Raw genomic sequence first — 15,835 nt, 5'->3', positions numbered from 1 at the left:
ATTTTGAGAAATTACACCTACAAAAAAGTATTCCTCTTGTCAGTATTCCCTGAAAGCATCATTTTACTTAAGTTATTCAATATTGTAACGCGCTAACTTGCGATATAACGTTGCCAGGCCAATCCCTAAAGCTTTAGCTGCCTTTTCTTTCCCTCTAGCCCCTCCCTCAGTCATCCGGTAACAGCGAAGAATAGTTTCCCGTTCAATCCTCTCTAAATTAAACCGATCTTGATTTTCTTCCCGTAATTCTGCTTGTTTCATTCTTACAGGCAAATGGTCTTCCGTTAATCTTGAATCCTCCGCTAGATTCATAGCATACTCGATAATGTTTTGTAACTCGCGAACATTACCAGGAAAAGCATAGCCCTGGAGTCTCTGGCGAAAACCCTCCGATAGGTCATGAACATTTTTATTCAATTGCTGATTATATACTTGGATAAAGTGCTTAATCAAAATCGGCAGGTCTTCTTTCCTCTCCCGCAAAGGCTTGATATGCATAGGAATGACATTGATCCGATAATATAAATCCTCCCGGAATTCCCCTTTAGCCATCATTTCTTCCAAATTACGATGGGTGGCCGCTATGATCCTTACATCAACAGGACTTGCCGTGATACCGCCGATGCGTTCGATCTTTCGTTCTTGGAGAACTCGTAGAATCTTAGCCTGTAAATAAAGAGGCATATCCCCGATTTCATCCAGAAATACGGTTCCTTTATTGGCTAATTCAATTTTACCAATCTTCCCGCCTTTGCGGGCTCCGGTAAAGGCACCATCTTCATAACCAAAAAGTTCACTTTCCAGTAAATTTTCAGGAATGGCTGTACAATTGATAGCCATAAACATGCCTTGGTGTCTCGGACTAAGATTGTGAATCGACCGAGCCAGCATCTCCTTCCCAGTTCCACTCTCTCCCCGAATTATAACTGTCGACTTACTCTCTGCGACGACTCTGGCCTGTTCTCGAATTTGACACATGCACGCGCTCTCTCCCAGGATATCTTGGATTGAATAACCGATCTCCCGGGAACTCAAGCGATGAACAATGCGACTGATTTCGTCGAAGGGCCGAAGAATCACAGCAAGACTTTTAACCCCGTCTTCGCCTTCCATAGGCAACGCCCGCAAAAGCATGTGCTGCCGATTTTTCTTAGACTCAATATATACTTCTCGCTCAACAACATCTTCCGCACTTTTTCCAACCGTTAGAATCTCCGCAACGATCTGTGGAGGAAAGAGGGAGTCTAAACGACTGCTGGGATGAAGCAGATTTGCACTGAAAAGGCCTTGGGCTGCCTGGTTAAAATGAAGTATCGTTCCGTCAAGATCTGTTGTAAGCAGCCCCTCATCCAAACAATCGATAATTGAATTCAAATAATGGTTTGCCGAAACGAGTCCCGCCAAAAATTCCTGTTCTTTAAGTTTTAAGGCAATCGTCTCTGCCATTTTTGTTAGAAAAATGAGATATGAATGTTGATTCTCGGCTATTAGTTTGGCCTGTACTTCCGTAAAACAGATCATTCCAATAGCACCCACTGCCTTACCATCAACATTAATTGGCGATACCACCTCATACTTCTCCGAACAATTGCCACGAGCCATACAAGGACCACATAGAGGATGGATACCCGGGGTTTCAATGACAAACTGATGACCTGTGCGAAGAACTTCACGATACACATACCCTTGTCGGTCCATAGATTGCCCGACTCCTTTATGATAGCGACCCGTTCCGGCAATACGAATTAACTTTTTATCGGCTATTTCGATATCTATTTTCACAACAGTCGCGATTGCTTCAGCAATCTGCTGAGCATAATCTTTCACATCGATCAGTTCAACCATGTGATTAACCCCCATTAGCTTTTTCGATTTTCTATCCCCAATCGAAACAGTGAATCGATCAATCATTTAGACTTAGGCAATAATATGCTTGTAAATCAGGAAACCCAGAACAGCTGTATTTAAAATCACAAATACAGGCGCAGCAACGAGAAATTTGGGATGAGAGGTTTTGTGGTGAAAATACTTCATGCCAACAAACAGTCCCACTCCGCCAAATGCCCCCATCCAGAGCAAGGTTGCTTCCGGAATCCTCCAGCATCCCAATTTTGCCTTTTTCTTATCTCTTCCCATGGTAATAAAAACATAACAATTCCAAAGAAAATAAATCAAAATGACATATTTAATAGGAAGCAATTTTTGGTCTCCCCTTTCACCGATATCTTGATGTCTAACAGCTTTCTAGACGCCGTTCCAACGTTCAAATAAAGTATGATCTACTCCAAACTGATCCAACACTCGGCCAACCACATGGTTCACTAAATCCTGAATCTCCTGAGGATGATGATAAAAGCCCGGTGAAGCAGGCATAATTGTCGCTCCAGCTCTTGCCAGCCGCAGCATATTTTCTAAGTGAATAATGTTGTAGGGCATTTCACGCGGCACAACCACAAAAGGTCGACGTTCTTTCAACGTTACCTGGGCCGCACGTGCTAAGAGATGATCTCCTGTGCCGGTTGCCATTAAACCTAAAGTATTCATCGAACAGGGAATAACAACCATCCCATGAGTTCGATAAGAACCGCTTGCCAGAGAGGAAAACAAATTCGTATTTTCATGGATATGAACATTCTCAGGTAAGCTCTGGCGATCAGACCCCGTCTCAAAGGTCAATACTTTTTCGCCCGTCGACGTCATAACCAACTCAACCTGCCATTCCATTAACGCCAGAACCTTAATCAGGGTCAGTGCATAGATTGAGCCACTTGCTCCGGTTATTCCCACAATGATCCGTTTAGTCATGATGCCCTCCTATAGTCTAATCCTCAATCTCTAATCCTCTATCATCAAAATCTTATCTTTGCGTATAAGACGAATTCCCCCGAAAATAATGACTGCTCCCACAACCTGCAAAAGATGAATCCTTTCTTTAAGAATCAGAGCAGCCGTGATGACGGCAACAGCGGGAACAGCATACATATAAGCCATCACTCGATTCACTCCAATCCTGTTTATGGCATAATACCAAACCACCAGGCCATAAGCTGTGACGAGGAGCGTTGAAAACAGCACCGAACCCCATGCTGAAAAGGGGATTGTTGACCAGGATAACTCGGTAACACCTTTTAGACCAACAATCAAAAGAAAAATGGTTCCAAAGAGAGAGGAGAAAGTAATCGTTTTCAAGGCAGAATACTTACTTAGCATGCGTTTGGCAAGCACAGGATATAACCCCCAGATACAGGAAGACAACAAGGCAATAAGATCTCCTCGCAATACTTCCCAACCGAGGGCTAATTTATTTGTTCCAAATAATAGAACAAAAACCACTCCCACTATTGACAAGGCACTCCCTCTTCGCCCTCTTGAACTCAAACGTTCTTGTCCCGCCAGCCAAGCAAATATAGCCGTAAAAACCGGAGAAACCGCTAACATCAAGGAAGCATTTGTCGCAGTCGCATATTTTACGGCAGCCATAAACAACGTCTGATAGATCGTAACTCCTACTAAACCTATTAGAGCTAAACTCCAACAATCCTTTAATTCAACTCGTATATTTTTTTCCAGAGCATATAAAAGCAGAAGAAGGATAGGAGATGCTCCTACAAAGCGAAGCACAGTAAACGACAGAGGATCAAATCCAGCCATTCCCCATTTCCCAACAACATAGTTTGCTCCCCATACTAAAACAACTCCCCAGATCACCCACTCCGGAAAATCTCCCGTTGACCGATTCCTCATAAGAAACTCTCTCTTCCCTCTCTATACTAAAGACCCCTGGCATAATTGTTTATGATGCCGGGGTCTACTCTTTTTCCTAGAAGACTAGGTACAACGTTTCCTAGTTGTAACTTTTCATAATAAGATCTTACAAAGTTAATTCATGATTATATTGAAACCTTCGATAACTTATTCTTTAAGCCATAATTGTACCATAGAAAATCAGAACGCGAAATATTTAAGTTTCATTATACTGAATACAGAAGCGTTGGGTGTGAACAATGGTGAACGCTACTAAAAAATATTTACAAAATAGGTTGACAAGATGAATGTCATCTCCTATAATAATCAATGTTACGCGGTCGTGGCGGAACTGGCAGACGCGCTAGATTCAGGTTCTAGTGCTCGCAAGGGCATGGAGGTTCAAGTCCTCTCGACCGCACCAAATAAGGGTTTAAGGGCAAATTGAGAAATCAATTTGTCTTTTTTGTTTTTTCAGGGTATGCACTAGATTCGGCACATTGAACCGCACTAGATTTCTAGGAAAATGCCCATATTTAATGAAAAGTCTAGCAGGAAACAACAAAGGAAAGGTTGTTCATTATGGCTAGAAAATCAGCAATTGTTACCCCTGCCAAACGGAAATCAAGAAAGATTATTGTACCTACCGACTACTCAATTCAATTTGATGATTATCTCAATCATTGTGAAGAACGAAATCTGACTCAAGGTACTGTTGAAGGTTATCGCTTTTATTTGGGATATCTCAAAAGATATTTAGAAGAAAATCAACACTCATTATTAGTAAACGAAATCGTAGAAAGAGATATTAGGGGATTTCTAACTTACATGCGTAAAGCCAAAGATAATAATCAAGCCACACTCAATTCTGCAATTGCATCAATAAGACCCTTTTTCAATTACCTTATTGAGCAAGACGTTATTAAAGATCATCCTATGGCAAGAATTAAAAAGGGTAAAGTTGACCAGAAACCAATTATACCTTTTTCAAGCGAAGATATCCAAAACCTTCTTAAACAGCCTGATAAGTCCCGACATGCAGGATACAGGGATTATTGCATGATGCTTATGCTTTTATCGACTGGAATGAGAATCAGTGAATGTCTTAATCTAACCATTTCTGATGTTGACTTTAAAAATAATAGAATACTCATTCGAGAAAGTAAAAACAGGACTCCGAGAATTGTAGGAATGGCTAAAAAGATCAAACCCGAGTTACAACGTTTCATTCGCTTATGTCTTTCCAATGCAAAACCCTTTGATTTTCTTTTTCAGAATCATGATAGTAAAAAACTTGCAGACAATACTATTCAGGCTAATTTCAGGGAATATGGTAAGCAAGCTAATATTGACCCTAGAATCAGGGTTAGTCCACATACTTTTAGACATACCTATGCAATCAATTACCTTAAAAATGGAGGGTCTACGGCCTCGCTCAGAGAACAATTAGGACATAGAACGATTGAGACGGTTGAGAAATATTTATATTGGTCATCAGATGATAAACTAGAAGAATTTCAAAAATACAGTCCATTAGATAATATGGAATTTTGAGATTAATGAGAGTGCTAGTACACTCTTTTTAATATCCAATATATTTATTCATACCATTCGTCTTTTATTTCACTTAAATTAATAATTCTCCATTCTTCTTTCCACAAATCCCAATATGGAATATCACTAGATGATGGTGGCAGTTCACATTCGTCAATTTGGACAACTGATGGTAGTATAACTGCCTCACCGATCAGTAGTGCTTCGCCCGCTCTAAGTGATGGCAGTTTATCAATAAGATTCCCCAATGTGTCAGGTAATAACTTTTTAACATATCCTTGATCATTAGGATTCGTTAATCTCATAGCAATAAAATTACTACATTGGGAGAAAATTGTTTCTGAGATTTCCGATGGTCTTTGGCTTGCCAAAAGCAAAGTCACACCATATTTTCTTCCTTCTTTAGCGATTCTTTCAATTGCTTTTTGAGATGCTCGATATTTTGTCAATTCACTCCTAGGGACATATTTATGGGCTTCTTCATAAACCAAAAGAATTGGAACATCATTATTAATTTTTTCTTTTGGATTTTTTTTGCATCTCAAACGTTTATAGTAATAACCATATTCAAATATCATTCTTGATATTAACGAGACTGTGATACTCAAAACTTCAAATGGTATACCACTTAAATCAATTACTGTAACGTTCCGGAAATCACCCGTACAAAAGCCCATAAGTTTTTGTAAAGTCTCTTCAAATGAACGAATTTTGGATTTCTTTCCAAACAAAAAGTCTAGTCTTTTATCAGATACCTTGGATTGTAGCCTTATAGAAAATTTATCCAAAGTGCCATCGGCATAATCACCTTTTGTTATACTTTGAGCTTTAGTAGGAAAAAAAGTATATTCTTCTTCAAAATATTTACTAATACGTTGTTCATTTGTTAATTTAATTCCTAAACTTTCATTGGTTTTTCCATCTGGCAATAAATTATATGTTCCATCGTTTATCATAAAACGTCCCGAACATTTAGCATTTTCAGTTTCATTCTTGTAATTATTTATTGCATAAACGATTTCATTAATATCAAAAAAAACTGGCGTATCATAAAATATTTTCTCGTTAGTGGGATTATGCTTCTTCTTATTTTCAGTGACCAGTGTTCGGAATATTGAAGATTGATTATAATTATCACGTTCACCTGTATCAAGCAATATTTCTTCAAGTTCTTCATTATTCAAAAGCCAATAAGGCAAAATCAAGTTATCAATGTTAATCACATTAGCATCAGGAAATGATGCTTTATATTCTGAATGTATATCAAATATTATTATATGGGAATTGTTTAAAGAAAACTGTCCATCTTTGGCATTAACAGCTTTCTGAATAATCGTTGCAACTGTATGTGATTTTCCAGAGCCAGTAGAACCAATTACCGAAATATGTTTATTGAAGAATTTATTCCCGTCGACTGGAATTTTAATATCTTTATTTGATGATAATGTTGAGAAAACAAACTGTTCTGGTATATCGATCGACTCATTATATATTTTTTCAATATCTGCTTTAGTTGCAGGTTCGACTTTTTTGGGAGGAATCGCTATCGTATCTCCCCCCCTAATAAATTTGCCGTCTCTTATTAATCCCAGAGGTGTTGCTTCTATAATATAATCTCTTTTCCCCTCATTTGTAACTTCAATCGAAAAATTTTCGATAATAGCAATGAGCACAGAATTATCATTATCTGCCACTCTTAGATACGACCCGACTTCAAGGCCTCATCTTCTAACTTAAATTCTTCCAGATTATCAACAACAATTCTAATTTTGTTAGGAAAGACAGATATAACTTCTGCATTCATTTTAATTAATTCTTCCATTTATATAATCTCCTTTAGGTTTTTTATATGGAAATTTTGAATTTTTACATGCTTAATCTTGGGATTATTTAATTCAAAATATGGCTTATCTTTATAAAATTGATAAACTTCTTTTGTTTTATTTATTTCGTCTAATATCAAATTTATATAATCTAATTTGTCAATCATTTTTATTTTTATTTGGTTATGATAATCTGCAGACTTAAGGATCACTTTAGAATCAAAGGGTGCCCCATTAAAAGGAAAACCATCAATAAAATTAAACCCTTCTTGGTGTAAATCTGTTTTCAAATTTACTAATTCATCACGCTCTAAATCATGAATATATATATATGGGCAAAAAGGATTTGGGGTTCGTTTTGATAACTTTGACCATTTATCTGAAATTAAGCGAAGTATATCTTTCAGCTCGACTCTAGAATAATTTGATTTATCCACCTCAATCAGAAAAAATCTTTCAAATGGCAATACATTAAAATCAGAAAAATATTCCTTCCTTAATTTTTTAAAGACCTCTTTTTGACCTCTAAAGAAATAAAACCATTTATTAAACAAAATTTCCCTCTTGTCGATCAAATCAATGAATTCCTTTTTAAATATTCTTCGATCCCTAATATCTTGCCGAATGGCAAATTCTTTAATTATCTTCAACGCATTATTATAATAATAATGTTCAGCCTCGAATTTTGAGCACTTAAATCGTACTTGAAGTATTTGAAGAATATTTTCAATTTGTTGAGAGAATTCTTCAGCATTTATTTCTATTTGTAAGTGTTTTAAGAAGTCTTCAAGTTCAACATCAGCTATCTTCAAATCTTGATAATAGAGTATTTTAGCTTTGTTATGAGTAAACGTTAAAAAATGTTTTTTTAAGAAATCTACCGTTATTGAATTTGGCAATTTTTCTTGCCCTTTTTGATAATAGCCATACAATTTATAATTAATGGCGGCAGTTCCAATATCCTTACGTCCTTTAAAATCTTTTAACATAAATCTAATAGACAGTGCTATTTCAGAGTGATTGTATTCAGTGTTTGCATAATATTTACACTGAATTGCTGTATTACCCTCCAACTCAGATATATCTACATCTTCAATTCCTTCAACAGTTATTGAATCTGCATCATTACGTAATTCAAGTATTTTTAGGATCGAATAATCAAATTGATAAAAATAACCTTTAATTGTATTAATAGCTGCTCTATCTTTCACTAAATACCCACCCATCGTACCCAACTTATTATAATGAATTGACTCTCTAATCATTAATGCAATTTCCTAATAGCCCCGTATATAAGTGACCTAACCTATGGTTAAGGGATTTATGTATGCAAATATTACTCTAACCTATAATTCAACAAGTTTCCTAAATATCCCTGCCTTAATGCAAATATTTGAAATCATTCCAGAAGGCATTAATGACCTTCTAGTAGTCTATACAGCTTTTAAACTCCTAGATTTCAGAGATCACAACAACATTCTCTCCGTTACATCGTAATATTCTTTAAAATTTTGAATACAGTTAAATAAGTTGTTGCTAACATAGAATCACCTCAATTTCTATATATATTAGTTAAATGAATGAAGCCAAAGTGTTATATTTTAACGCCTTGGCTTTTTGCTTGATAATCTTATTCGATTTTGAATTTAAAATAGAAATAAACTCTGTGTCCTAAAGAAATTTATTTAATTTTGCACAGCAGTCAAAATTCCATTATCAAAATATAAATATCCATTACCGTCAGCATAAACCCATTGCTCAGTAGTTCCATATGCTGTTATCGTTTTGTTTGTTTTTTGAGGTTTTCCCCAAGAAGAATCCAATACTTCTTGTTCAGTCATTCCTATTCGCACCCCTTGTGTCTTTTCTAGAGCTTTTGCATCTGTTTCTTCTTTTGCTTGATCTTTAGCCCTCGCTTCAGCTTCAGTATTTGATTTTAGATCTGCATCTGATTGATATTGCTTTTCTAATTGTTCTATTTCTAATTTATCGTTAGTAAATAAGTTAGCATATAAATCAGAAGACGATTTTGTTAATTGAGAAATTGCATCAGTATAGTCACCCTGATTTGCTATATTGTTAATACTTTCAAAAAATTTCCGTTTACTATCTTGTAATCTTGATTGTGCATCGGAATATCTTTTTGTATCTTTTGGCGAAACAGAACTAAACAATAAAGAAGCATTTAAAAAATCATTATCTTTGTAATGGATTATACCTTGATTATAGCAGTTTAATGAATTTGCTAATGCTTCAGCTAAATCATGTTTTTCTAAAATGGAATTATCAGAGTGATATTTTAAAGCTAATTCAAACGAGGATTCGGCATTTAAATATTGTTCACTTGACATATAGGTATTACCTTTTACGACATTCAAATTAAAATTAGCCAAATTTAATTTTTCTAAAATTAAATTATCAGAATGATATTTTAAAGCCAATACAAAGGATGCTTTTGCTTCTGAATATTGGCTATTTGACATATATGTATTACCTTTTGTTACATATGAATTAAATAGTCTAATGTTATTGTAATAAATAATAATTGGTATGGATACCAAAACAGATATAAATATTGCAAAAAATATTTTATATTTTTTCGATAAACTTCTAATCTTTATAATAAACTCTTTGAATTTCTCCTTATTTTTTTGTCGTTCTATTCCTTCGACTTTCTCAAAATTATTAGATAAGTCCAAAACGACCATTCCTCTCGTTGAAAAGTATTTTCCTTTTCGATATTGAAGTAGTTTCCCTTTACTTGGATTTTGTAATTTCATAAATTTTTAAATTCCAATATGTTAGTAATTTTCTCAAATCTGACTACCTCTTTTTTCTTGCCTATGAGTTATACACTTGAATAATTGATCTGTGATATTACCTCCCTGTTGCCAAATCACGACTCTTCAATATCCCCAGTATCAATTTCGTATAATAAAGCACAAATCCATCTCTCTACAAAATTCTGCTTTTTACACAAAAGTCCTTCCAATTTTTATATAAAAACAAAAAAGACGTACTGTACGCCTCTCTTGAGCATAGATTTCGATATTTATTATCTAAGGCTTTATATTTTTAACCCTTTGGTCTTACTGACAATCCTCTCGCACATTTTATTTAGTATTTATTTAGTAATTTAAACTTTACGTTCCGATACAATCGCAAGTCATCAAATAAATTGCCGATTGATACAGAACAACTATGTCTTTATTGCTCTGGAAGATAATTCCGATATATGTAAAGTACCCCCGTCCGTACTAAACCAATTTCATTCAATAAGGGTTTCTGTGATAAGTGCAAGAATATAATAGCCAATAGTTTCAAGCAAGGAGGCATATCATGAATGCGAAGGATACTAAAGAAGTACTTTTAGATTTTGTTAAATACATCGATGAAAAGGTGCAGAAAAGCTTTGAAAGTACATCAATGACACTTTTGAAGTGGTTAAAATCGACTAGGATAAGGAACAAGCAATTAGGGCAAAACAGGAACTTGCTGAAGGTAATTTCGATTCATTTAGAGATTTTCATTTTTAAATTATCTCTTTGTTTCAAGCTAAAAACTGACTCTAATCAAAAAAGTGCCAAAGGGAGTCCGTTTTTTGGAAGTCACATGGGTCAACTTTTCGGGGGCTTTCCAGAGTTAGCCCAAATTATATCCAACTTTTTGGTTTTTAGCACTTCTTTATTCTCAAGAGCATATTCAAATAGCATTTTAAAATAACACTTGAATAAATCCAAGACTTCAGGTGGGAAAATTCTGATTAGATCATTATGGACAGCAAAGTATGAGTTATTCATTACTACAACAGAAAATATGTCTGCAAATACCTCTGCAGACACAACTGTATTGTTTTCCAGATAAACATCAAGTTCTTTATTCATTTCAATAAAGGAGTCTGGTGTCATCATACCTTGATGGGTTAATGCGACTTGTAATGCATGTCCAATCTCATGAATCAACACTTGATATGGGTCATGTTCTTCAGATCGAGAGGCAAAGGTAAATATAAACCTTTTGTGATAAGTTTCTGGCTCCTTTTCATCGTAAAATACTTCACAGAACGAATTGAATTGTTTGTGTGAGTTATTAAAAAGAAATATTTCTAGGTCTGTTTTGCATGTTATAATGTCAAAAATTCTATACTCGGATTGAAGAAAATGTAAAACGTTATTAACCTGATCTTTCTTTAAGCCCACTGTCTTAGGTTCATTAAATTCATTGTCAAACATATCTATTAATTTATGTAGTGTAACTTTATAGTCTCGAATTTTATTGCTTGAAATGAGCCTATGAGACACATAAATTACTGGTGCTACTTTGTAATCATGCACATAAACATTTTGTAAAATATGTGTATTACTACTCAATAGTGTATCAAGCCTATGGACTCCTCCAATATTTGTCAATCTCTCATTAAGAACACTAATGAATTCTCTTTTATTAGCATTTTTTGACTCTAATACACAAAGGCATTCTTTAAGTAATTCACTTAAATCTTTGGCAATTTCCGCACGTACTACTTGTTCTATAATATTCCGTAAGCTCTCATCCAAAACTATTGATGCACCTTTCCTATAATCTAATTACCCAAATTCTAACTTAGAGTTACATAAAATTCATTCCTGAGTCAATATCTATGATTTTTGCCAACTCAAATTTTAATCTTCTTGTCGTATCAATAATTCGATTAGCATTACTATGTGCTTCATCTGGTATGAAATAACCACAACCAGATGATGATTCTCTAAAACCCTTGCGTAAAAAACTAAAATCTTTTAGAACATCTAAAAATTCTTTATACTGCTTTACAGATAGGTATTTAATTAGCATTTCGGTACTAATATCTACGTCTATATCTAGATTTACAATACCAAGACAATTTGCTTGGTTTGTGAAAGTACGCAGAGAATCCTCAATTTCAATTAATTTTAACTGAAGTACTATACTAACTTTTTTTCTAATTTGATCATCCATTTCACTAGCATTATTAAACAAGGACTCAGAAATTTCTTTTTGCTGTTTTGATATTTCAACACTTTTTTGAGTTAGATGATACGTAACCCCTATAATCATTATTGCAGCAATCGCTTGAACTACAGCTGCAATGGCTTGTATCCATTGTACTTGATCTGAACTCATCCTGTCACATCCTCTATTCTATAAAAGATATTCAAACTGCAATAAGTAAAACGGCTAAATCAATTTCATTTGAGTTACTATTACTATATGTTTCTATTTTTCCTTCATTTTTACGTTAAAAGATCCAAAAGAATGCTGTAAAAATATTGTAATAATCCCTATCATCAAAGAAGTGGGGGGTGTGTTTTATTAATTTTTGTTTTTCGTTCAATAAACTACACTCCACCAAATACAATTAAAGAAAAATGATTAGCCTCGCCTTTGAGAAGAAAATCACTACCTTTAGTATGATGAGAAATAAGAAATAAGTAGCTACCGAACCTGACGATAATCATTGGGTGATCAACTTTTCGATTTTCTAAGATATGTAGTTTAGAATAACTTAAAATTTGAATATTTCCTTTTCCTGTGAGTAGATACACTCCTTCTTTTTTTTATTTAAGGCTATGAAAAGTAGTGTTTTATCGCCCCATCCATATCGTCAACAGAAATTCTAGAAAAAATGAAGGATCAATCCACCACAGACTTATATATTTCGATATATTTATAGAGCGTTGCTCTGCCAATACCTAACATCTTGGCGAATCCTGAAGCTGTCATTTTACCGTATTCTCCATTTGAAAACTTCTTATATTCCTTTACAAAATTATCTGGTAACGTAACCCTTGGTCTGCCTAGCTTTTTCCCTCTCTCTTTGGCAACTGCTAAACCTTGATTAATCCTAGAAACTATCTTTTCTCTCTCTTGCTGAGCCATATGTGCTTTAATCGTTATGACAATATCTATGACCATATCAAACATTGAATTATCATTAACCCTGTTCCACTCATTCAGATATGGCATATCTAAAGCAACAACTTTAATGTTATTGGCTTTTAGTTCCTTAAGCTCTCGAATTACATCATCGGCATTTCTGCCAAGTCTATCTAGGTCAGTGAGAACCAGTATGTCTCCACTCCGCATATTCTCTTTAATCTTAGCGTATTCAAACCTATTATTTGCTTTGATTGTACCACTTACTTTATCACTAACCAACTTATCAAATGTAAATCCATTTCTTTTGGCATAATCTTTAAGAGTTAACTCCTGTCTATCTGTTGTTTGTCTATCCTTAGTTGAAACTCTCATATAGCCTATAATATTTGTCACGAAGTACCAACTCCTTCTAAACAAATATTATCACAATTTTTATCGCATGTCTATGTAATCATATTTATATTTCGTAGACATATCATTGTATCTGGATTACCTTTTAACATGCCTAATACTAGGGGGATTTCACTTTATAAAAACGCCCCCTTTATTGTATGCGAAATCAATTGATTTATAGACAAAGTTAAATAATGTTCTAAATAAGCTAAAGTCATTTTCAGTGATTCGATGAATTTTGACAAATTATTATTATATCTGGTGATATAGTGAATGATATATAAATATCTGAAAGGATGCGTTAGAAAATGTCACTTAAGAGGCTCCTAAGCAATAGTAATTTCTCTAAAAGAAAGCTCCAGTTAGGGGCAATTATATTTTCATGTATTTGTATTGCACTTATTTTATGGGCGAGTAATTATAGGGATTTTAACTCAAATATAACGGAAGGTGACAAAAGTTTTAAGGCTGAGAATTATTCAGATGCAATAGAACACTATAAAGCCGCACTTTCCTATAAAACAGATGATTCTGTACAAGAAAAACTTAAATTAGCCAATAGTTTAAAACTTTCCTCAGACAAATATCAAGAGGGGATGAATCAACTAAACAATAAAAATTATTTAGAGGCTTATGATGCATTTAAAGAGGTAATTCCTCAAGATTCAAAAAGGTTCAGTTCTGCTAAAGACAAAATTGCAGAGTGCAGTAAACTTTATATTAATGGAAAATTTGCAGATGCTAAAGCAGCCTCAAGTAATCAAGATTATGACACGGCAATTAACGAGATAAATTTAGTTTTAAAATTTGACTCTTCTAACGAAACTGCAAAAGCACTCTTACAGCAGTATCAAGCTGATTTAGATGCTGAAGCCAAAGCTCAAGCGGCAGCAGATGCTAAAGCTCAGGCAGAAACAGATGCTAAAGCTAAAGCCTTAGCAAAAACACGAGGCGTAAAGATCGGAATGACAGCACAAGAAATATTGGATTCCGCTTGGGGAAAACCAAATAAAATAAATAGAACTGTAACTACCTTTGGCACTCATGAGCAATGGGTTTATGATAATGGTGGCTATTTGTATCTTGACAACGGAATATTAACCGCAGTTCAGAACTAATTCCTTAGGAGAACAAATAGGGTGTAACCGTTTTGGCTACACCTTATTTGTATTAATCTTTTCTAGAAAGGCCATATGCATATTTCGGAGCCATCCGGACACTAATTCCGGTAGTATCCGGATGGCTCTAGAATCACTGTCCGGATACGCCGGAATACGCAGGCCATGCTTCCATAAAGATAAAATTATCCTTTCATATGATTAGAATGATTATCTAAACGATCATGTGGAAAGGGATAATTATTTCACGCACCTTGTTTCAGCTATATTGACCCAAGACTTACAACCTGAATAATTTTTTGTACTTATTAAATCAAAAACTTTCATATAAAAAGGCAAGGGGCATCTTATCAAACTCAGAAAGGGGTTTCAAACCTATAGAGCGGAATATATAGGGTAGACATTCTTGAATTTTGGGGGTAGGGGTCAATGCGTACTGAAGTCATGTTTGATTACAAATATAAAATCTTTTCTTCGGGTCAGCTAAAACAATTTGCCCTGAAACTGGCTAGGTTCTGCGACATGCCCACTTCAGACAGTCGTATTTTTTTGCATCGCAGAGAAGCTGGATTTGAAACAAGTACTCAATCCACAATAGATAAATTAGACACTAACTTAAGAATTGGCACTATTCCTGAATCTTTGGGGTTTCACTATAAGGGGCATATCATTATATTAAGTTTAAAAAACGAAAATGAGAATATCCATGTTACGTATATTCTAGATTGTGACATAGAATATTCCAAAAAATTGATCTTCTTCATAGAGAACACTCTATCCCTCACAAGGCTAAGTGAACAAGAGGCTAGCATGGCAATCTTTGATGACTGCCAATCCATTGGGCAGACTCAAATGGACTCAGATCACGGCAAAGTATTACAGAAAAACGAGTCTACTGATCTCCTTATAGATGTATGGCAAAAAGCATCCAAACAATTACAGTCACTTTATTCAGCCGCAGCATACGAGAATTGGATTGCCCCTTTAGTTCCAAGCGTAGATGGCAATAATTTAGTATTAACCTGTCCTAACGAATTTTATCAAGCTTGGTTAGAAAGTCGGTATAAAAAGGCCATCATAGAAATGGTACTATCCATCGACTCTACAGTGGAGGGAATTATAGTTAAATTCAGTGACAAGGAGACTAACCTCAGTAACGAGACAACTAATAATCATTTTCTCCCTATATTAATTTAATTTTTCGTTGTTTTCCTCTTGTTTTCATAGAATTGCTAACTTACCAAAAGAACTTATCACGGATAGAACTTGCATAAAATACTCAATTCAGAGAAATTAAGTATGGCA

Annotated in this window: 14 protein-coding genes and 1 tRNA gene; 4 read left to right on the top strand and 11 right to left on the bottom strand. The window is 34.8% G+C overall.

All coding sequences use genetic code 11. From position 1 onward, the window contains the following. Positions 1–72: 72 nt before the first annotated feature. From B5Y67_RS09055 to B5Y67_RS09040, 4 genes are all read right to left on the bottom strand, one after another. Positions 73–1,845: a sigma 54-interacting transcriptional regulator gene (locus B5Y67_RS09055; RefSeq protein ID WP_088226128.1), complete on the bottom strand. Its 1,773-nt coding sequence runs from the start codon at positions 1,843–1,845 to the stop codon at positions 73–75. 72 nt (positions 1,846–1,917) lie between these two features. Then, positions 1,918–2,199, bottom strand: coding sequence for a DUF1294 domain-containing protein (locus B5Y67_RS09050; RefSeq protein WP_088226127.1), 282 nt, complete (start codon positions 2,197–2,199; stop codon positions 1,918–1,920). A gap of 45 nt (positions 2,200–2,244) precedes the next feature. Next, a complete protein-coding gene (locus tag B5Y67_RS09045; protein ID WP_088226126.1) occupies positions 2,245–2,805 on the bottom strand; it encodes a UbiX family flavin prenyltransferase in 561 nt (186 codons plus the stop codon). Between the two features lie 30 nt (positions 2,806–2,835). Next, positions 2,836–3,744 carry a DMT family transporter gene (locus B5Y67_RS09040; protein WP_088226125.1) on the bottom strand — a complete coding sequence of 303 codons (909 nt, stop codon included), beginning with the start codon at positions 3,742–3,744 and terminating at the stop codon, positions 2,836–2,838. 337 nt (positions 3,745–4,081) lie between these two features. Here B5Y67_RS09040 and B5Y67_RS09035 point away from each other — a divergent pair. Together B5Y67_RS09035 and B5Y67_RS09030 are read left to right on the top strand one after the other, a co-directional pair. Then, positions 4,082–4,168 (top strand) — tRNA-Leu (locus tag B5Y67_RS09035). 158 nt (positions 4,169–4,326) lie between these two features. Beyond that, positions 4,327–5,298 (top strand): tyrosine-type recombinase/integrase, encoded by a 972-nt coding sequence (locus B5Y67_RS09030; RefSeq protein WP_088226124.1) that lies wholly within the window; start codon positions 4,327–4,329, stop codon positions 5,296–5,298. Positions 5,299–5,342: 44 nt separating this feature from the next. Here the strand turns inward: B5Y67_RS09030 and herA are convergent, their stop codons facing one another. From herA to B5Y67_RS08990, 7 genes are all read right to left on the bottom strand, one after another. Further along, the gene (gene herA / locus B5Y67_RS09025; RefSeq protein ID WP_207652412.1) at positions 5,343–6,992 is read right to left on the bottom strand and encodes an anti-phage-associated helicase HerA; all 1,650 of its coding nucleotides are present in this window, start codon (positions 6,990–6,992) and stop codon (positions 5,343–5,345) included. A 2-nt stretch (positions 6,993–6,994) separates the two neighbouring features. Next, positions 6,995–7,120, bottom strand: coding sequence for a hypothetical protein (locus B5Y67_RS26180; protein ID WP_282432769.1), 126 nt, complete (start codon positions 7,118–7,120; stop codon positions 6,995–6,997). Beyond that, a complete protein-coding gene (locus tag B5Y67_RS09020; protein WP_088226188.1) occupies positions 7,121–8,332 on the bottom strand; it encodes a DUF4297 family anti-phage-associated protein in 1,212 nt (403 codons plus the stop codon). A gap of 474 nt (positions 8,333–8,806) precedes the next feature. Further along, positions 8,807–9,901, bottom strand: a complete 1,095-nt coding sequence (locus B5Y67_RS09010) for a hypothetical protein (protein WP_088226122.1) — start codon at positions 9,899–9,901, stop codon at positions 8,807–8,809. 837 nt (positions 9,902–10,738) lie between these two features. Next, positions 10,739–11,677, bottom strand: a complete 939-nt coding sequence (locus B5Y67_RS09005; RefSeq protein ID WP_088226121.1) for a hypothetical protein — start codon at positions 11,675–11,677, stop codon at positions 10,739–10,741. Between the two features lie 52 nt (positions 11,678–11,729). After that, positions 11,730–12,263, bottom strand: a complete 534-nt coding sequence (locus B5Y67_RS09000; RefSeq protein WP_088226120.1) for a hypothetical protein — start codon at positions 12,261–12,263, stop codon at positions 11,730–11,732. 510 nt (positions 12,264–12,773) lie between these two features. Continuing rightward, positions 12,774–13,391, bottom strand: a complete 618-nt coding sequence (locus tag B5Y67_RS08990) for a recombinase family protein (RefSeq protein WP_088226186.1) — start codon at positions 13,389–13,391, stop codon at positions 12,774–12,776. 329 nt (positions 13,392–13,720) lie between these two features. Between B5Y67_RS08990 and B5Y67_RS08985 the strand changes: the two genes are divergently transcribed. Together B5Y67_RS08985 and B5Y67_RS08980 are read left to right on the top strand one after the other, a co-directional pair. Then, on the top strand, positions 13,721–14,530 hold the full coding sequence (locus B5Y67_RS08985; RefSeq protein ID WP_088226118.1) for a hypothetical protein: 810 nt from the start codon (positions 13,721–13,723) through the stop codon (positions 14,528–14,530). A gap of 429 nt (positions 14,531–14,959) precedes the next feature. Beyond that, positions 14,960–15,727, top strand: a complete 768-nt coding sequence (locus B5Y67_RS08980; protein ID WP_088226117.1) for a DnaA N-terminal domain-containing protein — start codon at positions 14,960–14,962, stop codon at positions 15,725–15,727. The last annotated feature ends 108 nt before the right edge of the window (positions 15,728–15,835 follow it).

This window comes from Desulfosporosinus sp. FKB, from assembly GCF_002196705.1.
Lineage (GTDB): Bacteria > Bacillota > Desulfitobacteriia > Desulfitobacteriales > Desulfitobacteriaceae > Desulfosporosinus.
The sequence above is the reverse complement of the archived record's forward strand: the minus strand, read 5'-3'. Positions and strand labels throughout refer to the sequence as shown.

Coding starts and splice junctions, on each gene's coding strand:
- B5Y67_RS09055 (WP_088226128.1), bottom strand. CDS start 1,845: ATGGTTGAACTGATCGATGTGAAAGATTATGCTCAGCAGATTGCTGAA.
- B5Y67_RS09045 (WP_088226126.1), bottom strand. CDS start 2,805: ATGACTAAACGGATCATTGTGGGAATAACCGGAGCAAGTGGCTCAATC.
- B5Y67_RS09040 (WP_088226125.1), bottom strand. CDS start 3,744: ATGAGGAATCGGTCAACGGGAGATTTTCCGGAGTGGGTGATCTGGGGA.
- B5Y67_RS09030 (WP_088226124.1), top strand. CDS start 4,327: ATGGCTAGAAAATCAGCAATTGTTACCCCTGCCAAACGGAAATCAAGA.
- B5Y67_RS26180 (WP_282432769.1), bottom strand. CDS start 7,120: ATGGAAGAATTAATTAAAATGAATGCAGAAGTTATATCTGTCTTTCCT.
- B5Y67_RS09010 (WP_088226122.1), bottom strand. CDS start 9,901: ATGAAATTACAAAATCCAAGTAAAGGGAAACTACTTCAATATCGAAAA.
- B5Y67_RS09000 (WP_088226120.1), bottom strand. CDS start 12,263: ATGAGTTCAGATCAAGTACAATGGATACAAGCCATTGCAGCTGTAGTT.
- B5Y67_RS08990 (WP_088226186.1), bottom strand. CDS start 13,391: ATGAGAGTTTCAACTAAGGATAGACAAACAACAGATAGACAGGAGTTA.
- B5Y67_RS08985 (WP_088226118.1), top strand. CDS start 13,721: ATGTCACTTAAGAGGCTCCTAAGCAATAGTAATTTCTCTAAAAGAAAG.
- B5Y67_RS08980 (WP_088226117.1), top strand. CDS start 14,960: ATGCGTACTGAAGTCATGTTTGATTACAAATATAAAATCTTTTCTTCG.